Genomic DNA, 19,185 nt, shown 5'->3' with positions numbered 1-19,185 from the left:
TTCGTTTTCAGCTATAGACGAGAAAAACGAAAATGAGAGGTTGCTAGATGTATCTGTCGCCGCGTCATTCCGAAATCATCCAGATGGCCAAAGATCATGGCCGCGTACTGGTCGAGGAGTTGGCGACGCATTTCAACGTGACGCCGCAGACGATCCGCAAGGATCTCAACGATCTCTGCGACCAGCGGCTTTTGTCCCGCATTCATGGCGGGGCATTGTTCCCGTCCGGCATCGAGAACATGGAATATGAGGCCCGGCGCAAGATCGCCGCCGAGGAGAAGGAGGCGATCGGCCGCGCGGCAGCCCGGCTGATCCCTGACAACGCCTCTCTGTTCATCAATATCGGGACCACGACGGAAGCGGTCAGCAAGTCGCTGCTCGATCATATTGGCCTGATGGTCATCACCAATAACATCAATGTTGCCAACAGAATGCGCATATATCCTTCGATCGAGGTGGTGATCGCCGGCGGTGTCGTGCGCGGTTCCGACGGCGGCGTGGTCGGCGAGGCAGCGGTCGATTTCATCAGGCAGTTCAAAGTCGATTTTGCGGTGATCGGCGCCTCGGCCATCGACCATGACGGCGCACTGCTCGACTTCGATTTTCGCGAGGTGAAGGTGGCTCAGGCGATCATCGCCAACGCGCGGCATGTGATCCTGGTGTCGGACCAGACCAAATTCGAGCGCACCGCGCCCGTCCGCATCGGCCATCTGTCGCAGGTCAACACCTTCATCACCGATCGTTGCGACATCCCGTCGGTGCGCAAGATCTGCCAGGAGGCAGAGGTTCAGCTGATCGAAACGTCGCTCTCCTAGAGATGCCGCTGCGGCATCTGCCGCCGATCATATTTCGTTTGACATTCGTTATCATTTCGAAATAATCCCGCCACGGTTTCGCAAAACTCAAAAATGCTGCAATGCGAAATCGAGGGAGGACTTCTTTGGGCGCATCACCGATCCATGACATTTTCGTCATCGGTGGCGGCATCAATGGCTGCGGCATTGCCCGCGATGCCGTTGGGCGTGGCTTTTCGGTCTTCCTTGCCGAGATGAACGATCTGGCCAGCGGAACCTCTTCCGGCTCGACCAAACTGATCCATGGCGGCTTGCGCTATCTCGAATTCTACGAATTCCGCCTGGTGCGCGAAGCGCTGATGGAACGCGAGATCCTGTGGAGGAACGCGCCGCATATCATCTGGCCGATGCGCTTCGTGCTGCCATACGCCAAGGGGCTGCGTCCGGCCTGGCTGATCCGGCTCGGGCTTTTTCTCTACGACCATATTGGCGGGCGCAAATTGCTGCCGCCGACGAAAACGCTGGACATGGCCAAGGATCCGGCCGGCAAGCCGCTGAAGCCGCTTTTTCGAAAGGCGTTCGAATATTCCGACGGTTGGGTCAACGATGCCCGGCTGGTTGTGTTGAACGCCCGTGACGCTGCCGAGCGCGGTGCAACCGTTCGAACCCGAACAAGGGTCGTCAGCGCACGCCGCGAAGGCAATCTCTGGACGGTCAGGCTTGAAAACGTGCGGACCGGCGATACCGAGGAGGTCAAGGCGCGGCTGCTGGTCAATGCCGCCGGCCCGTGGGTCGATCAGGTGCTTTCAGCCACCGTCGGCTTGAACGACGTGCACAATGTCCGCCTCGTGCAAGGCAGCCACATCGTCGTTGGCAAGAAATTCGACGACCCACGCGCCTATTTCTTTCAGAACAAGGACGGGCGCATCATCTTCGCCATCCCATACGAAGACGAGTTCACGCTCATCGGCACCACCGACCGGGACTATCCCGGCGATCCGCACGACGTCAGGATCAGTGATGCCGAGATCGACTATCTCTGCGCTGCGGCAAGCGAATATTTCGCGCAGCCGGTCAATCCGTCGGATATAGTCTGGACCTATTCCGCGGTGCGCCCGCTCTACGACGATGGCGCCTCAAAGGCGCAGGAAGCCACCCGCGACTATGTGCTGAAGGCCGATGGAGGCGAGGGTGCCGCCCCGATCGTCAACGCCTTTGGCGGCAAGATCACGACCTACCGCCGATTGTCGGAATCGATGCTCGAGAAGATCGAGGGTTTTCTCGGCAAGCGCGGCAAACCATGGACGGCAAACGCGCCGCTGCCCGGCGGTGACTTTCCCGTCACCGGCTTCGATGCCGAGGTGGCGAAACTGAAAACGGCGTACCCGTTCCTCGACGCGCGGCTGGCCCGCCGGTTGACTCGGCTCTACGGCACCCGCGCAAGGAAGCTGCTGGGCCTCGCCAAGTCGAACGTCGATCTTGGCCGCAACTTCGGCGCCGATCTCTACGAAGCCGAGGTGCGCTACCTCGTCGAAAACGAATGGGCGATGACCGCCGAGGATGTATTGTGGCGCCGGACCAAGCGCGGCCTGCGTCTCAGCCGTGAGCAGGCGGCAGTGCTCGACGAGTTCATGCGCGGAATAAGCCGGCAGCACGTAGCGGCTGCCGAATAGGGACGGCCGACTAATGCAGAAAGCCTGGGAGGAGGCATCATGCTTGAACTGAGAAACGTGACGAAGACGGTGGGTGCGGCGGAACATATCCGCGACGTCTCGCTGACGCTTCAGCACGGCTCGCTCAACGTCCTGCTCGGGCCGACGCTCTCCGGCAAGACCAGCCTGATGCGGCTGATGGCGGGCCTCGACGTGCCGACCTCCGGCTCGGTCTGGTTCGATGGCAAGGATGTCACCGGCATGCCTGTGCAAAAGCGCAACGTCGCCATGGTCTACCAGCAATTCATCAACTATCCGGCGATGACGGTCTACGAAAACATCGCCTCACCTGCGGGTGGCCGGCACGGATCAGGCAACGATCGACAGGGAGGTGCGCAATGCCGCCGCCCTTCTCAAACTCACGCCCTATCTCGATCGCACGCCTCTCAGTCTGTCGGGCGGCCAGCAGCAGCGCACCGCGCTGGCCCGCGCCATCGTCAAGAATGCCAGCCTCGTGCTGCTCGACGAGCCGCTCGCCAACCTAGACTACAAGCTGCGCGAAGAATTACGCGCGGAACTGCCGAAGATATTCGCGGCCGCCGGCACAATCTTCGTTTATGCCACGACCGAGCCGCACGAGGCCTTGCTGCTCGGCGGCAACACGGCGACGCTTTCCGAAGGCAGCATCACCCAGTTCGGGCCGACCATCGAAGTGTTCCGCAAGCCGGTCGATCTGGTGACGGCGAGAACCTTCGCCGATCCGCCGCTCAACACCATCGTGCTTGCCAAGAAGGGCCTGGATTTCCTGCTCGAGGGCGGCGTGAAATTGCCGGTGCCGGCCGAACTCTTCGGCATTGCCGATGCGATCTATACGATCGGCTTCCAGCCTCATCATCTTTCCCTCGATCGGCCCGACGCCGCCGCGGTGCCGGTGCGCGCAAAGGTGACGATCACCGAGATCACGGGATCGGAAAGCTTCATCCATCTCGATTTTGCCGATGCGCGCTGGGTCATGCTGACCCACGGCATTCGCGACTTCGAGCCGGACGAGGAGGTCGAGGTGTTCATCGACCCGCGCCACATCATGGTCTTCGACGAGCACGGCCGCGCCGTGGCCGCGCCGAAGCTGGCGGCTTAGGAGGAAGCGATGGCGCGCATCGATGTCAATCATATCCGCCACTCTTATCTGCAGAACCCCCGCACGGATGCCGATTTCGCGCTGAAGGAAGTGCACCACACGTTCGAGGATGGCGGCGCCTATGCGCTGCTAGGCCCGTCCGGCTGCGGCAAGACTACGCTGCTCAACATCATTTCGGGATTGCTGCATCCCTCGCACGGCCAGTTGCTGTTCAACGGCAGGGACGTGACCAATCTGTCGACCCAAGAGCGCAACATTGCCCAGGTCTTCCAGTTCCCGGTGATCTACGACACGATGACCGTCTACGACAATCTGGCGTTCCCGCTGCGCAATCGCGGCGTGCCGGAGGCCGACGTCGACCGCAAGGTGCGCGAGACGCTGGAGATGACCGGGCTGGCCGATATGGCCAAACGAAAGGCGCGCGGACTGACCGCCGATCAGAAGCAGAAAATCTCGCTCGGACGCGGGCTGGTGCGCTCCGACGTCAATGCCATCCTGTTCGACGAGCCTTTGACCGTCATCGACCCGCATATGAAATGGGTGCTGCGCTCGCAGTTGAAGCAGCTTCACCGCCGCTTCGGCTACACCATGGTCTATGTCACGCACGACCAGACCGAGGCGTTGACCTTCGCCGACAGGGTGGTCGTCATGTATGACGGCGAAATCGTGCAGATCGGCACACCGGCGGAGCTGTTCGAGCGCCCGCGCCACACCTTTGTCGGCTATTTCATCGGCTCGCCCGGCATGAATGTCATGCCGGTGGCGATCGACGGCAAGACCGCGAAGCTGGGCTCGCAGCAGATCGAACTGCCGGGCGTGCCCAAGGCGGGCGGCGGCGCCATCGAGCTCGGCATCCGTCCCGAATATGTGCGCCTGGGCAGCCAGGGCATGGCCGTCCGGGTCAGCAAGATCGAGGACGTCGGCCGCCATAAGGTGGTCCGTGCCAATCTCGAAGGGCGCGAGATCGCCGCCGTCATCGGCGAGGACGAGATAGTTCCGGCCGATCCGAAGGTGCGGTTCGACCCGGCCGGCATCAACATCTATGCCGATTCCTGGCGCGTCGAGATGGGAGCCTGAAGTGGAAAAGACCTGGAACAACAGAGCCTGGTTCCTGGTGCTGCCGGTGCTGCTGCTGGTGGCGTTCTCGGCGGTCATACCGCTGATGACGGTTGTCAATTATTCGGTGCAGGACACTTTCGGCAACAACGTCTTCTTCTGGGCCGGCACCGAGTGGTTCGAGGAACTGCTTTCCTCCAGCCGCTTCTGGCAAGCGATGATCCGCAACCTTGTCTTCTCCTTCATCATCCTGGCGATCGAAGTGCCGCTCGGCATCTTCATTGCACTCAATATGCCGAAGAAGGGTTGGGGCGTGCCTGTTTGCCTTGTTTTGATGGCGTTGCCGCTGCTGATCCCGTGGAACGTCGTCGGCACCATCTGGCAGGTGTTCGGGCGCAACGACATCGGCCTGTTCGGCTACTACGTCAATGCGCTCGGCATCGACTACAACTATGTGCAAGATCCCTACGACGCCTGGGTCACCGTCATCATTATGGACGTCTGGCATTGGACCAGCCTTGTGGTGCTGCTCTGCTATGCCGGCCTGGTCTCGATCCCGGATGCCTTCTACCAGGCTGCCAAGATCGACGGTGCCTCGCGCTGGGCGGTGTTCCGCTATATCCAGTTGCCGAAGATGAACCGGGTGCTGCTGATTGCAGTGCTGTTGCGCTTCATGGACAGCTTCATGATCTATACCGAGCCGTTCGTGGTGACCGGCGGCGGACCCGGCAACTCGACGACGTTCCTGTCCATCGACCTCGTCAAGACGGCGCTTGGCCAGTTCGATCTCGGCCCGGCGGCGGCGATGTCGCTGGTCTACTTCCTCATCGTCCTGTTGTTGTCATGGGTATTCTACACCGTGATGACCAATTACGACGCGGAGCGCTGAAATGAGCCGCACCGAAGAGAGAGCCGACAGAGTGAGCGAGACGACAGCTTCGGAAGGGCTTGTCAGCACACTGCGGCAGGACGAGATCGCACGGCTGATGCGCCGTCGCGGCGAGGAGTCGCGCTGGTGGTGGATCGTGCCGACGCTCTACATCATCGTCCTGCTTTTGCCGATCTACTGGCTCATCAATATGAGCTTCAAGACCAATGGCGAGATCGTCTCGTCGCTGACGCTCTACCCGCACGCGCCGACATTGGCGAATTACCGCACCATTTTCACCGACGCGTCGTGGTATTCGGGCTACATCAACTCGATCACCTATGTGGTTATGAACATGGTGATTTCGGTGGCCGCAGCACTGCCTGCTGCCTATGCTTTTTCGCGCTATCGCTTCCTCGGCGACAAGCATCTGTTCTTCTGGCTGCTGACCAACCGCATGGCGCCGCCGGCGGTGTTCGCGCTGCCATTCTTCCAGCTTTATTCGGCCTTCGGCCTTATCGACACCCATATCGCCGTGGCTCTGGCGCATTGCCTGTTCAACGTGCCGCTGGCGGTGTGGATCCTCGAAGGCTTCATGTCGGGGGTGCCGAAGGAGATCGATGAGACCGCCTATATCGACGGCTATTCGTTCCCGCGCTTCTTCATCAAGATCTTCATGCCGCTGATTGCGAGCGGCATCGGCGTGGCGTGCTTCTTCTGCTTCATGTTCTCGTGGGTCGAGCTGCTGATCGCCCGCACGCTGACGACCACGGACGCCAAGCCGATCGCCGCGACCATGACCCGCACCGTTTCGGCCGCCGGAATGGATTGGGGGCTGCTCGCCGCAGCCGGCGTGCTGACGCTGATTCCCGGCGCGCTCGTCATCTGGTTTGTGCGCAACTACATCGCCAAGGGCTTTGCCCTGGGGAGGGTATGATGGAGCAGGTCGACAGAAGCCCATGGTGGTGGGCCGTGCTGTTTCTCGCCCTGGTCGTCGTGGCCTGGGTGGCCCTTCAAATCGATTTCGTGGCAATAACGGTAGGCTTCAGCGATCCGGCCAATATCCGCCTGTGGGGATTTAACCTCTCGTCCAACCTCGATTTTTCGTGGATGGCCTGGACGTGGCCGACCGCGGCCTTCTTTGGAACCATCTTTCTGCTGCTTTGCGGCATGGCGGTGTGGGAATACGTCTCGCCGGGCGGCAATCCGCGCGTCGGCGTGCTGCGCTTCGAAACGACGCGCGGCGACCGCTTGTTCCTGTCGCTGCTTGGCAGTGCCTTTATCCATCTCGCTTGGCTGGGTCTAGTCGGACCCAATCTGTGGTGGGCTCTCGCTCTCTCCGTGGTCTACGCCGTCGGCGTGTTCCGCTACGTATAGAGGGGGAAACTGTTGGAACGGCGGCGTGCCGGCCGCCGATCCAGATCGCACTTTGAACTTAACAGTGGAGGAAATACATGCGACGGCAATTCTTGACATCAACAACTGCGCTTGTCCTGTTGCTCGGGGCAAGCAACGCCTATGCCGGAATGGACGAGGCCAAGGCCTTCCTGGACAAGGAAATCGGCGACCTGTCGACGCTCGACCGCGCCGGCCAGGAAGCCGAAATGCAATGGTTCATCGATGCCGCGAAACCTTTCGCCGGCATGGATATCAAGGTGGTTTCCGAAACCATCGCCACGCATCAGTATGAATCGCAGGTGCTGGCGCCGGCCTTTACAGCCATCACCGGCATCAAGGTTACGCACGACGTCACCCAGGAAGGCGACGTTGTCGAGAAGATCCAGACCCAGATGCAGACCGGCCAGAACCTCTATGACGGCTGGGTCAACGATTCCGATCTGATCGGCACGCACTGGCGCTACCAGCAGGTGCGCAACCTGACCGACTGGATGGCAGGCGACGGCAAGGATGTCACCAATCCGAATCTCGATCTGAAGGATTTCATCGGCACCTCGTTCACCACCGCGCCCGACAAGAAACTCTACCAGCTTCCTGACCAGCAGTTCGCGAACCTCTACTGGTTCCGTTACGACTGGTTCAACGACGAGAAGAACAAGGCGGACTTCAAGGCCAAATACGGCTACGACCTCGGCGTGCCGGTGAATTGGTCGGCCTATGAGGACATTGCAGCGTTCTTCACCGGGCGTGAGATCGACGGCAAGAAGGTCTACGGCCATATGGACTATGGCAAGAAGGACCCGTCGCTCGGCTGGCGGTTCACCGACGCCTGGCTGTCGATGGCCGGCAATGGCGACAAGGGCATTCCGAACGGTCTGCCCGTCGACGAATGGGGCATCAAGGTCGACGAGAATTCGCGTCCGGTCGGTTCCTGCACGGCGCGCGGCGGCGACACCAATGGTCCGGCTTCCGTCTACTCCATCCAGAAGTATCTCGATTGGCTGAAGGCCTATGCACCGGCGGAAGCCCAAGGCATGACCTTCTCCGAATCGGGGCCAGTTCCGGCGCAGGGCGCGGTTGCCCAGCAGATCTTCTGGTACACCGCCTTCACCGCCAGCATGGTCGACGCCAGCGCCAAGGCCGTGCTGAACGACGACGGCACGCCGAAGTGGCGCATGGCGCCGTCGCCGCATGGCGTCTACTGGAAGGACGGCATGAAGCTCGGCTATCAGGACGTCGGTTCGTGGACGCTGATGAAGTCGACGCCGACCGACCGCGCCAAGGCCGCCTGGCTCTACGCGCAGTTCGTCACCTCGAAGACGGTCGACGTGAAGAAGAGCCATGTCGGCCTGACCTTCATCCGCGAGAGCACGATCCACGACAAGAGCTTCACCGAACGTGCGCCAAAGCTCGGCGGCTTGATCGAGTTCTACCGCTCGCCGGCGCGCGTCCAGTGGTCGCCGACCGGCACCAACGTGCCGGACTACCCGAAGCTGGCACAGCTCTGGTGGCAGGCGATCGGCGATGCTTCGTCGGGCGCCAAGAGCGCGCAGGAAGCGATGGACTCGCTCTGCGCCGAGCAGGAAAAGGTGATGAGCCGTATCGAGAAGTCGGGCGTCCAGGGCGATATCGGCCCGAAGATGGCCGAAGAGCATGACCTCGCCTACTGGAACGCCGACGCGGTCAAGAAGGGCAATCTCGCTCCTCAGCTCAAGATCGAGAACGAGAAGGAAAAGCCGGTCACCATCAACTACGACGAGCTGGTGAAGAGCTGGCAGCAATAGGACCGTTTGATGCGGGCGTCCGCGCCCGCATCGCCATGCTCAGGGGAGGCGGCATGTTGCCGTCTCCCCTGTTTGCGTGAACGGCTCCGCGCCGTCTGGCGTCGAGACACCGTAGCACCTTTGAATTCGCTTCGACGGGAGAGAGAATGACCGGATACATCCTTGCAATCGACCAGGGGACGACATCGAGCCGGGCGATCCTGTTCGCCGACAAGATGAAGGTCGTCGGCAGCGGGCAAAAGGAATTCACTCAATATTATCCGGCCTCCGGCTGGGTCGAGCACGATCCCGAGGAGATATGGGCAAGCGTCGTGGAAACGGTGAAGGCCGCGCTGAAGACAGCTGGCCGCAACGCAGCCGAAGTCGCCGCGATCGGCATTACCAACCAGCGCGAAACCGTCGTCATCTGGGACAAAGAGACCGGCAAGCCGATCCACAACGCGATTGTCTGGCAGGACCGCCGCACCGCGCCGCTATGCCAGAAACTGAAGAAGCTGGGGCTGGAGAAGAAATTCACAAAAAAGACCGGCCTGCTACTCGATCCCTATTTCTCCGGCACCAAGATCGCCTGGATGCTGGACAAGGTGAAGGGCGCCAGAAAACGCGCCGAGAAGGGCGAACTGCTGGCCGGCACCATCGACAGTTTTCTGATTTGGCGCCTGACTGGCGGCAAGGTCCACGCCACTGACGCCACCAATGCCTCGCGCACACTGGTCTACAACATCGAACAAAATGCCTGGGACGACGAGCTGCTGGCCATTCTTGGCATACCTGCAAGAATGCTGCCGCAGGTGAAAGATTGTGCCGATGATTTTGGAATCACAGACAAAAGCCTGTTTGGTGCAGAGATCAGAATCCTCGGTGTGGCCGGCGACCAGCATGCGGCGGCGATCGGCCAGGCCTGTTTCGATCCGGGCATGATGAAATCCACCTACGGCACCGGTTGCTTCGCGCTGCTCAACACCGGCAGCGATCTGGTGCGTTCGAAGAACCGGCTTTTGACCACCATCGCCTATAGGCTGAACGGCAAGACCACCTATGCACTGGAGGGCTCGATCTTTATCGCCGGCGCCGCCGTACAATGGCTGCGCGACGGCATCAAGGTGATCGGCAAGGCCGAGCAGAGCGGCAAATTGGCGGCGGAAGCCGATCCAACGCAGAACGTCTATCTGGTGCCGGCTTTCGTCGGGCTCGGCGCACCGCACTGGGATGCCGAGGCGCGCGGCGCCATCTTCGGGCTGACCCGCAATTCGGGGCCGGCGGAATTTGCCCGCGCGGCACTGGAATCCGTTGCCTTCCAGACCCGCGACCTGCTTGACGCCATGCGAAAGGACTGGAAGGGCGCCTCGGCCAAGACCGTGCTCAGGGTCGATGGCGGCATGGTGGCGTCGGACTGGACCATGCAGCGGCTGGCCGACATTCTCGATGCGCCGGTCGACCGGCCGACAATTCTCGAGACGACGGCGCTTGGTGCGGCTTGGCTGGCCGGCTCGAAGGCGGGTGTCTGGCCGAAGGCCGCGGAATTCGCCAGGAGTTGGGCGCTCGAGCGCCGGTTCAAGCCGGACATGGATGCTTCGACACGTGCCGCCAAGCTGGCAGGTTGGCGCCACGCTGTACGCAGGACGCTCAGTACTCAATAGGCAGGGATGCCACCGGATACGCACTAATGAAACACCCGCGCCGTTTCGGGCGCGGGCCTGCAGCCTCTAATCTAATGCATGTCGCGCAAACAGCGGTTTTGCGATAGCGCGTCGCATGAGGCCGATCGAACGCGACGCGCTTTAGGACTCAGTAAGGCGACCGGCACTGCCGGCGCGGACCGTAGTTGGGCTGGTAAGTGTTGTCAGAAGCGCGATAGCTCCGATAACGGTCGTAGCACCACTGCACGTGGGCATCGCCACGATAGACACGATTCTGGCTGTTGACGATAGCGCCCGTAATCAGCGCTCCGGTGGCGAAGGCGGCCAGCGGGAACCAGTAGTCACCGTGACGGCGATAGCCGCGACGATATTCGCGATAGCCGCGATGGCCACGCCAATACATGCCATCGTCACGCGCAAAACTGCGCCGGGAGAAATCGCGACGCGAGAAATCGCGGTTGAAACTCCGGTGCCTCCGCCACGGCTCGTACTGGACGGTCTGGACATTCGAGGTGATCCCCTGGGCCGGGGGCGCATAGCTGGGCTGAGCGTTGACTGGCACGATCTCCGCGGCAGCGAATGAGATCGAAAGAGTGGTCGCCAGCAGGCCCGACATGATCCTATTCATGATCTTCTCCTTGAAACGCATGTCCCTTATCGCGGGAAACGGGCAGGCTGCGCAAATTGTTCCGCCAAAAATCCCAAGTTGCTGATCCGCAAAGGTTCTCCCGATTTGCTGCTTGCCTTTGTCGCCATAGAGGGCGAGCTTCGGCCTTGTGCGAGAGGGAGGCAGTTCCGTCAACGCCGAAGCGCTCCGCAAGGCATGATGACACTGCTGGAAAGCCCGGTGTGCGAGCCGTCTTTTTCCGGTTGACCGGCAGAGGCACTCTCCCTATGTTCCGCGCAATTTCGAGGGCGGCCTTTCTGAGCCCGCGGGAGCGCGTAGCTCAGCCGGTAGAGCAACTGACTTTTAATCAGTAGGTCATGGGTTCGAATCCCATCGCGCTCACCAAAATCCAGATGGTCCGTTCCGGACACATAGGTTACGGTTTATACCGGAGACATGGGTAACACTTTTGGCCCGAAGGGGTTTTGGAGTGGTTCGAGCCTGCATGTCTCATCATCGAAGTATCCCAAATCATAATGCATGAAGGAGACGAGCCAAATGACCGTCGTCACTTCCTTGATGCCGAGCCTTTCACCGGCGAGCACGGTGGAGACGTTGATTTTCTTTCGATGCAATGCAGATGCGGCCGCAGGCGGTGACGAGAATAACACCGGTCAGGGATTCTGGCTGGACACACTTGCTCACGGATGACAATTGTCCGCGCTGAAATGTTGGGGAACATATGATAAATGAAGAAGAACTTGAAGCAATTTGGGCCGACGATCTGCTAGGCCGCAAACAAGATGCATCATTCTTACAGCAGTTTTTGGTAGCTCGAGTTGCCGAACGCCAAGCAGCAGGAAAGACCGGGTCGTATGTCATCGATATCGACGCTCAGTGGGGCGCTGGAAAATCGTTCTTTGTCGACCGATTTGCCACTCAATTAAAAAAATCCGGGCACCTCGTGGCAACAGTGAATGCTTGGCGGGATGATCATATGGATGATCCATTTGTGACTATACTAGCTTCGATTGATGCTGCGCTTGCTCCGTTCACAAAGAAAAAGTCCGACAAAGCGTCAGTGACTTGGAGCGCAGTTAAAAAGAGCGCCACTCCTATAATTGGACGAGTTGTTGCAGGCGCGGCGAAGACGCTAGTCAAACGATACACTGGCGAAAGCGTGGATGCGTTGCTTGAGCACGTTACTGGAGCCGATGAGACCAGAGAGGGTATCGTGAAAGCTGAAAAGGCGGGGTCTCTGATAGATGATGTTGTCTCGTCTGCAGCTGAAGTTGCCTCAATCGAGATCGAACGGATAATCGATCAAAGCGCCGAACAGCTAATCGAAATCTTTCAGCGGAAAAACGAGGCAATCCTGGATTTTCGTATCAAGTTAGAAACGGCCCTTGTTGTTCTTTCGGAAGTCAAGCTTCCACTGTTCGTCTTGATCGATGAGTTGGACCGTTGCCGACCATCATACGCGATCGCTCTTCTGGAGCGGGTGAAACACCTGTTCGACGTTGATAATGTCGTTTTCGTTTTCGCTAACAACAGCGAGCAACTCAAGCACACTATTTCGGGCGCGTATGGCGAATACTTTGATGGGTTCCGCTATCTCAAGAGATTCTTCGATAGAACCTATGTGTTTGAAAGGCCCTCTCTGGACGAGTTCATCAAGACCCTACTCGCTGACGTAGACGTCAAGAAACTCAGGTCTCCACTAGAAAGGCCATCCGATTTCCTTGTAATCGCATCCGATCGGTATGGCATGGAGCTTCGTGAGGTGCAGCATGTTCTGGACATTGTTCGAACGGTGACCACCATTTGGAGTAGTACGATCCCTATCGATCTGGTGCTTCTGTTCCCCCTTGCAACCACATTTTACCGCACTGGAAATGTCGAGTGGGACTCTGTCAAAATGCCAGACAACTCCACAATCGCGCTGGGCATGCGGTATGCTCGCGGGCTTTCCCCAAGATACGAAAGAGAACTCGTTCCCCGTGAGTTCTCTATCTCGGAAGCGTTCAAATCGTCGACAGAGATGTTTGATTCTATGCAAAAGATGATGGACTTTGGAAACTCAGATTCAATATCGCCAACTGCGGAATACGTGAGAATGACTTTTACGCCGGAATGGAATGGGGTGCGCGTTATGCGCGACGCCCCCAGCATACAGCGACAACTCGCTGGATTTGTTCGCAGTGCGGGTAGGCTGGCGCAGGTCGAGTTAGGCCTAAAGGAAGCTTCTTAGCCAAGCCTGACAAAGATGGCTGCTAGCAAAGACGTGGCCTGTCCAATCTCCAAGTTCTGTCCAATCTCCAAGTTAATGTGTGCCATCGCGCTCGGCAGAAATTTCAAGAATTTCCAAACACCAGCGAGACATTGCCGCCAGCATGGCGCTCGAGCCGTCCGGCGAGGTCGAGCTCCAGCAGCACCATGAACACTTGGGCGGGATGCAGGCCGGTGTAGCGGATGATCTCGTCGACTGCTACCGGCGTCGGGCCAAGCGCCTCGACGACGCGGTCGCGGTCGTCCTCGCGCGGCGGCGGAGTTGCCGAAAAGTCGGGCGGCTCTTCAAGCGGCGATGTCCTTGGCGCCCACGCGCCGACCAGCGGCGCGATCGCGCCGGTGATATCGGCGGCCTCGGTGACAAGGGTGGCGCCGTCTTTGAGCAGGCCATTGGCGCCGGCGGCGCGCGGATCGAGCGGCGAACCGGGAACGGCGAAGACCAGCCGGCCCATCTCGCCGGCCAGCCGGGCGCTGATCAGCGAGCCGGAGCGCTGTGCGGCCTCGACCACCACCAACCCCAATGCAGCACCCGCGACAAGCCGGTTGCGGCGCGGGAAATCCTGCGCGCGCGGCTGCCAGCCAAACGGCATTTCGGAAATGATGGCGCCGCCGCGCTCGGCAATCTCGTCGCATAGGCCGGCATTTTCGGGCGGATAGGGCAAATCGAGGCCGCCGGCGAGCACGCCGATTGTGCCGGTCGAAAGGCTGCCCTGGTGCGCGGCCGTATCGATGCCGCGCGCCAGGCCGGAGACAATGCCATAGCCGTCGCGGCCGAGGTCCGCCGCCAGCATTCGCGCCATCTTGATGCCGGCCAGCGAGGCGTTGCGAGCGCCAACGATGGCGACCGCTGGCAAGCGGAAAACCGCACTATTGCCCCTGACCGCGAGCAGCGGCGGCGGATGATCCATGCTTTTCATCAGCGGCGGATAATCCGCCTCGCCGATGCCGACGAAGCGGGCACCGGCCCGCCAGGCAGTCTCCAATTCCGCCTCGGCCTCGGCAATGGACGGAATGCGGACGATTTTTTTGGCGCCGCCCGAAATCATCAGCTCGGGCAGAATCGCAAGTGCTGCTTCGGCCGAACCAAACCGGTTGATCAGGTCGCGAAAGGAAGCCGGGCCGACATTGGGCGTGCGGATTAGGCGAAGCCAGCTCAGCCGCTGCCGGTCGCTGAGGCGCGGACCGGCGGCGGGCTCGCTCACTCCTTGGCCCCGATCTTGCCTTCGGTGCCGGCAAGCAGCCGCGCAATGTTGGCCCGATGTTTCAGGATGACGATCAGGCTCATCACCGCGAAAAGCCCAGCAATCTGCGGTGTGCTGAGGAAATAGAGGGCGATTGGCACGACGACCGCTGTCGTCAGCGCCGCGAGCGAGGAGTAGCGGAACAGGAAAGCCACTGCGAGCCAGACGACGGCGAAGACCAACGCCACCTGCCAGGCAAGGCCGATCAGCACGCCGAGATAGGTGGCGACACCCTTGCCGCCCTTGAAGCCGAGCCAGACCGGAAAGAGGTGGCCTAGAAAAGCACCGAAACCGGCCCAGAGTCCGAGCTCAGGTGCAAAGCGGCCGGCGATCAGCACGGCCGCGGTGCCCTTCAGCGCATCGAGCAGCAGGGTGGCCGCGGCGAGGCCCTTGTTGCCGGTGCGCAGCACATTGGTGGCGCCGATGTTGCCGGAGCCGATGTTGCGCACGTCGCCGAGGCCTGCGGCACGGGTGATCAGCAGCCCGAAGGGGATCGAGCCGAGCAGATAGCCGAACACCAATGCCAAGACGGGACTGTAAGTCATTGTTCCCCCCGAACTTTCCTTGGCTGAACGGATTTGAAGGCGTGACGCCTGTTCCGTCCTAGGCCGAAAACACTGTGCGGCCCGCCACCATCGTTTGCAAGACCTTGCCTTGCAGCCGCGCGCCTTCGAAACAGGTGTTTTTCGAGCGCGAGCGGATGCCGCTCTCGCTGACGATCCATGGCTCGTCCAGATCGACGAGTGCAAGGTCGGCCAAAGCCCCCGGTTTCAGCGTGCCGCCGGGCAGGCTGAACAATCTTGCCGGCGCGGTGGATAAGGTCTCGACCAGCCGGAGCAGCGTCACGTCGCCATTGTGATAGAGCCGCAGCGCCGCGCCCAGCAGCGTTTCCAGCCCGATGGCGCCGGCCGCAGCATCGGCGAAGGGCAGGCGCTTGGTGTCGACGTCCTGCGGGTCGTGCGAGGAGACGATGAGGTCGATGGTGCCGTCCTTGACCGCCTCGATCATCGCCAGCCGGTCTTCCTCGGCGCGCAGCGGCGGCGTCAGCCGGAAGAAGGTGCGGTACTCGCCGACATCATTCTCGTTGAGCGACAGATTGTGGATCGACACGCCTGCTGTGACGTTGGCGCCGTCGGCTTTTGCGCGCGCTACCGCGTCTGCCGCCATAGCCGTCGAGATCTTGGCAGCGTGATAGGAGCCGCCGGTCAGGCGAGCCAGCGCGAGATCGCGCTCCAGGGGGATTGATTCGGCCTCGCGAGGAATGCCGGCAAGGCCAAGCCAGCTTGCGTAAAGGCCTTCGTTCATCACGCCGGCCGAGGCGAGATCGGCGTCCTGGGTTTCATGCGCGATGACGCCGTCGAAATCGCGCGCGTAGGTCAGCGCGCGACGCATCACCAGCGCGCTGGCGATAGAATGCCGGCCGTCGGTGAAGGCGACCGCTCCAGCCTCGCGCAATAGGCCGAATTCGGTCATCTCGCGGCCTTCCAGCCCCTTGGTGATCGCTGCCGCCGGAAAGATGTTGACGATTGCCGTGTCCTTGGCGGTGCGCAGCACAAACTCGACCAGTGCGACATTGTCGATCACCGGGTCGGTATCGGGCATCATGACGATTGAGGTGACGCCGCCCGCCGCCGCAGCAATGCTCGCCGATGCGATGGTTTCGCGGTGTTCGCCGCCCGGTTCGCCGATGAAGACACGTGCATCGATCAGGCCGGGGATGATCGCCTTACCAGCGCACTCGATGATCGTGGCGTCTTCGGGCGCGCCCTGGTTCAAGGCCGCCTTGCCGGCGGCAACGATTTTGCGCCCTTCGACGATGACGGTGCCTATCTCGTCGATGCCGCGCGATGGGTCGACGATGCGGGCGCGGCTGAAGACCGTTATGCTCATGCGCCGCGGCCCTCGTGGTTTCGACGGGGGTCGAGCAGCGCTTCCATCACCGCCATGCGCACGGCGACGCCCATCTCAACCTGTTCCTGGATAACGCTTTGCGGGCCGTCGGCGATCTCGGAGGCGATCTCGACTCCGCGGTTCATCGGGCCGGGATGCATGACCAGCGCACCGTCCTTGGCCGCTTTCAGCTTCTCGGCGTCGAGCCCGAAATAGCGGAAATATTCGCGCACCGAGGGTACGAAAGCGCCTTCCATGCGTTCGCGCTGCAGGCGCAACATCATCACCACGTCGGCGTCCTTCAGACCCTCGCCCATCGAGCGGGTGACGATGACGCCCATCTTCTCGATGCCGGCGGGCAAAAGCGTCGAAGGGGCGACGACCCGTACTTGGGCACCGAGTGCGTTGAGCAGAATGATATTGGAGCGGGCCACGCGCGAATGCAGGATGTCACCGCAGATCGCCACGATCAGCTTCGACAACGGACCCTTGGCGCGGCGGATGGTCAGCGCGTCGAGCAGCGCCTGCGTTGGATGTTCATGAGCGCCGTCGCCGGCATTGACCACCGAGCAGCCGACCTTTTGAGCAAGAAGTGCCGCCGCGCCCGCCGATTGGTGGCGGATGATCAATATGTCGGGGCGCATGGCGTTCAGCGTCATCGCGGTATCGATCAGCGTCTCGCCCTTCTTCACCGACGAGCTTGCCACCGACATGTTCATGACGTCGGCGCCGAGCCGTTTGCCGGCCAGCTCGAACGACGATTGCGTACGGGTCGAGGCTTCGTAGAAGAGATTGATCTGGGTGCGGCCGCGCAGCGTCGATGTCTTCTTGTCCGATTGCCGCGAGATGGCAACGGCCCGGTCCGCCCGGTCGAGCAGAAGCTCGATGTCGGCGGGGGAAAGATCGCGGATGCCTAGAAGATGGCGGTGGGGATAAAGTGGAAGGGACGATGCGTCAGTCATCTCAAGTCGCTGCTATAGGGGGGAGGCTCCGCGGCTGCAAGCACCGGCTTGGGATTGGATCGGTTCTCCCCGGTATTTTCGTCGCGCGCCGCCGGCCATAGGCTATAAACCGCGATGACTTTGGATTCGCAGACTTCAGGTGATAAGGACGAAGCGTGACCGACGACGTGACCAACCAGCCGCCGCCGCTGGCCGGCGGCAACGCCTGGCGGGGCGATCCGTTGCTGATCCAGCTTGCCGAGCGCTTTTCCGATCCGGTGCGCAAGGACCTCGACGGGCTTGGCCGTTTCGTTTTGACGCATGAGGCGCAGGAGCTGGCCCGTCTTGCCAATGTCGAGACGCCGAAGCTCAGGACCCATGATCGCCAGGGCCGGCGCATCGACCAGGTCGAGTTCCACCCCGCCTATCACGCGCTGATGCGCCGCTCGGTCGCCAACGGGCTGCATTCGTCGGTCTGGGAGAATGGCGACGCCGAGATCGGCCGCCGCCACCAGGTGCGCGCCGCGCGCTTTTACCTCACGGCTGAGCTCGAAACCGGGCATCTTTGCCCGATCACCATGACCAGCGCTTCGCTGGCAGCGCTGATGGCCAGCCCGAAACTGTTTCGCGAATGGGCGCCTCGGGTGACGACGCGCAAATACGATCAGGGCCAAAAGCCGCCGGTCGAAAAAGCCGGGCTGACGCTCGGCATGGGCATGACCGAGAAGCAAGGCGGTACCGATGTTCGTGCCAACGTCACCAAGGCCGAGCGCGCCGGCAGCGGTTTTTATCGCCTGACCGGCCACAAATGGTTCATGTCGGCGCCGATGTCGGATGCCTTCCTGGTGCTCGGACAGGCGCCGGAGGGACTGTCGTGCTTTCTCGTTCCCCGCTTGCTTGGCGACGGATCCGGCAACGGCTTCCGCTTTCAGCGGCTGAAGGACAAGCTCGGCAACCGCTCCAATGCGTCCTCCGAGGTGGAATTCGTCAATGCCATCGGCGAGATGGTTGGCGAGCCCGGCGCCGGCGTGAAGACGATCATGGACATGGTGACCCTGACGCGGCTCGACTGTGCCGTCGCCTCCTCGGCGATCATGCGGGCCGGACTGGCCGAGGCCGTCCACCATACGCGCCACCGCCAGGTGTTCGGAACCAATCTGATCGAGCAGCCGCTGATGCAGCGTGTTCTGGCCGACATGGCGCTCGACGTTGCCGCCGCTACCGCGCTGTCGTTCCGGCTGGCGCGCTCCTTCGACGAGGCGGCCGGCGACCGCGGCGAGGCGGCCTTCGCCCGCGCCATGACGCCGGTCGTCAAATACTGGGTCTGCAAGATTGCGCCGCCGCTGCTCTATGAGGCGATGGAATGCCTCGGCGGCAATGGCTATGTCGAGGAGGGGCCGCTCGCCCGCTACTATCGCGAAGCTCCGGTCAACGCGATCTGGGAGGGTTCAGGCAACGTCATGGCGCTCGACGTGTTGCGAGTGCTCGGCCGCGCGCCAGGCCTGTTCGATGACGTGCTGGCCGGCATCGACCGCGATCTCGGCGCTGGCGGACGCGGCACCGTCGGCGTGCTCAAGGCAGCAATGCAGGTCGCTGCAACCGACGAGGGCTCAGCGCGGCTGTTGACCGAGCAATTAGCATTGTCGGCGGCGGCGGCAGAGCTTCGCAGGCTGGGGGCAGGGCGGATCGCCGACGCCTTCGTCGAGACGCGCCTCGCCGGCCAGTGGCGCAACACCTATGGAATGCTCGATTCGCGCCACGATGCGCGGATGATCATCGACACGCTCTACCCGCCGATCAACTAGTGCCGTCGCCCGGGTCGTAGCCGCTTTTTTTCGCGCGCCCTGTGGATGATCGTTAACCTTAACAAATGGTTTCCATTGCGGC

The 19,185-nt window shown here is 61.3% G+C and carries 16 protein-coding genes, 1 tRNA gene and 2 pseudogenes; 13 read left to right on the top strand and 6 right to left on the bottom strand.

All coding sequences use genetic code 11. The features are described from left to right. The first annotated feature begins 47 nt into the window (after nucleotides 1–47). The 10 genes and pseudogenes from NKH91_RS05105 (at nucleotide 48) to glpK (ending at nucleotide 10,330) form a co-directional block, all read left to right on the top strand. Nucleotides 48–815, top strand: coding sequence for a DeoR/GlpR family DNA-binding transcription regulator (locus NKH91_RS05105; protein WP_023717776.1), 768 nt, complete (start codon nucleotides 48–50; stop codon nucleotides 813–815). A 125-nt stretch (nucleotides 816–940) separates the two neighbouring features. Further along, nucleotides 941–2,467 (top strand): glycerol-3-phosphate dehydrogenase, encoded by a 1,527-nt coding sequence (gene glpD / locus NKH91_RS05100; protein ID WP_023717775.1) that lies wholly within the window; start codon nucleotides 941–943, stop codon nucleotides 2,465–2,467. Nucleotides 2,468–2,506: 39 nt separating this feature from the next. After that, nucleotides 2,507–2,924: pseudogene (locus NKH91_RS05095) on the top strand (ATP-binding cassette domain-containing protein); the annotation flags it as partial. Between the two features lie 36 nt (nucleotides 2,925–2,960). Then, nucleotides 2,961–3,584, top strand: coding sequence for a TOBE domain-containing protein (locus NKH91_RS05090; protein ID WP_352883861.1), 624 nt, complete (start codon nucleotides 2,961–2,963; stop codon nucleotides 3,582–3,584). 9 nt (nucleotides 3,585–3,593) lie between these two features. After that, entirely contained in the window at nucleotides 3,594–4,661 is a 1,068-nt protein-coding gene (locus NKH91_RS05085; protein ID WP_352844104.1) for an ABC transporter ATP-binding protein, read from the top strand. 1 nt (nucleotide 4,662) lies between these two features. Then, nucleotides 4,663–5,529, top strand: coding sequence for a carbohydrate ABC transporter permease (locus tag NKH91_RS05080; protein WP_352642119.1), 867 nt, complete (start codon nucleotides 4,663–4,665; stop codon nucleotides 5,527–5,529). Nucleotide 5,530: 1 nt separating this feature from the next. After that, nucleotides 5,531–6,445, top strand: coding sequence for a carbohydrate ABC transporter permease (locus NKH91_RS05075; RefSeq protein WP_352642121.1), 915 nt, complete (start codon nucleotides 5,531–5,533; stop codon nucleotides 6,443–6,445). 173 nt (nucleotides 6,446–6,618) lie between these two features. Beyond that, complete coding sequence (locus NKH91_RS05070; RefSeq protein WP_031193610.1) at nucleotides 6,619–6,885, top strand: DUF2160 domain-containing protein; 267 nt, start codon at nucleotides 6,619–6,621, stop codon at nucleotides 6,883–6,885. A gap of 77 nt (nucleotides 6,886–6,962) precedes the next feature. Next, a complete protein-coding gene (locus NKH91_RS05065; RefSeq protein WP_352720178.1) occupies nucleotides 6,963–8,690 on the top strand; it encodes an ABC transporter substrate-binding protein in 1,728 nt (575 codons plus the stop codon). Between the two features lie 146 nt (nucleotides 8,691–8,836). Further along, nucleotides 8,837–10,330: a glycerol kinase GlpK gene (gene glpK, locus NKH91_RS05060; RefSeq protein WP_023717769.1), complete on the top strand. Its 1,494-nt coding sequence runs from the start codon at nucleotides 8,837–8,839 to the stop codon at nucleotides 10,328–10,330. A gap of 148 nt (nucleotides 10,331–10,478) precedes the next feature. On the opposite strand, the gene NKH91_RS05055 is transcribed toward glpK, so the two are convergent. Continuing rightward, nucleotides 10,479–10,958: a BA14K family protein gene (locus tag NKH91_RS05055; protein ID WP_023717768.1), complete on the bottom strand. Its 480-nt coding sequence runs from the start codon at nucleotides 10,956–10,958 to the stop codon at nucleotides 10,479–10,481. Nucleotides 10,959–11,266: 308 nt separating this feature from the next. Here NKH91_RS05055 and NKH91_RS05050 point away from each other — a divergent pair. Next, nucleotides 11,267–11,342: transfer RNA gene (locus NKH91_RS05050), tRNA-Lys, on the top strand. 38 nt (nucleotides 11,343–11,380) lie between these two features. Here NKH91_RS05050 and NKH91_RS05045 read toward each other — a convergent pair. Then, nucleotides 11,381–11,603, bottom strand: a pseudogene (locus tag NKH91_RS05045) (IS481 family transposase); the annotation flags it as partial. 76 nt (nucleotides 11,604–11,679) lie between these two features. On the opposite strand from NKH91_RS05045, the gene NKH91_RS05040 reads away from it, so the two are divergent. Further along, on the top strand, nucleotides 11,680–13,188 hold the full coding sequence (locus NKH91_RS05040) for a KAP family P-loop NTPase fold protein (protein WP_352844102.1): 1,509 nt from the start codon (nucleotides 11,680–11,682) through the stop codon (nucleotides 13,186–13,188). Between the two features lie 103 nt (nucleotides 13,189–13,291). Here NKH91_RS05040 and dprA read toward each other — a convergent pair whose 3' ends face one another. The 4 genes from dprA to NKH91_RS05020 are packed head-to-tail and all read right to left on the bottom strand — an operon-like array spanning nucleotide 13,292 to nucleotide 17,319. Then, the gene (gene dprA / locus NKH91_RS05035) at nucleotides 13,292–14,428 is read right to left on the bottom strand and encodes a DNA-processing protein DprA (protein WP_352844100.1); all 1,137 of its coding nucleotides are present in this window, start codon (nucleotides 14,426–14,428) and stop codon (nucleotides 13,292–13,294) included. After that, a complete protein-coding gene (gene plsY / locus NKH91_RS05030; protein WP_352844098.1) occupies nucleotides 14,425–15,012 on the bottom strand; it encodes a glycerol-3-phosphate 1-O-acyltransferase PlsY in 588 nt (195 codons plus the stop codon). The genes dprA and plsY overlap by 4 nt, the downstream gene beginning before the upstream one ends. 58 nt (nucleotides 15,013–15,070) lie before the next feature. After that, the gene (locus tag NKH91_RS05025; protein ID WP_023717764.1) at nucleotides 15,071–16,357 is read right to left on the bottom strand and encodes a dihydroorotase; all 1,287 of its coding nucleotides are present in this window, start codon (nucleotides 16,355–16,357) and stop codon (nucleotides 15,071–15,073) included. After that, nucleotides 16,354–17,319: an aspartate carbamoyltransferase catalytic subunit gene (locus NKH91_RS05020; RefSeq protein ID WP_352482274.1), complete on the bottom strand. Its 966-nt coding sequence runs from the start codon at nucleotides 17,317–17,319 to the stop codon at nucleotides 16,354–16,356. The genes NKH91_RS05025 and NKH91_RS05020 overlap by 4 nt, the downstream gene beginning before the upstream one ends. A gap of 155 nt (nucleotides 17,320–17,474) precedes the next feature. On the opposite strand from NKH91_RS05020, the gene NKH91_RS05015 reads away from it, so the two are divergent. After that, the gene (locus tag NKH91_RS05015; protein WP_023717762.1) at nucleotides 17,475–19,103 is read left to right on the top strand and encodes a DNA alkylation response protein; all 1,629 of its coding nucleotides are present in this window, start codon (nucleotides 17,475–17,477) and stop codon (nucleotides 19,101–19,103) included. Nucleotides 19,104–19,185: the final 82 nt, after the last annotated feature.

The sequence above is a fragment of the Mesorhizobium sp. M0894 genome, from assembly GCF_040319725.1.
In the GTDB taxonomy this organism is placed as follows: domain Bacteria; phylum Pseudomonadota; class Alphaproteobacteria; order Rhizobiales; family Rhizobiaceae; genus Mesorhizobium.
This window is presented reverse-complemented; position numbering and strand designations above follow the sequence as displayed.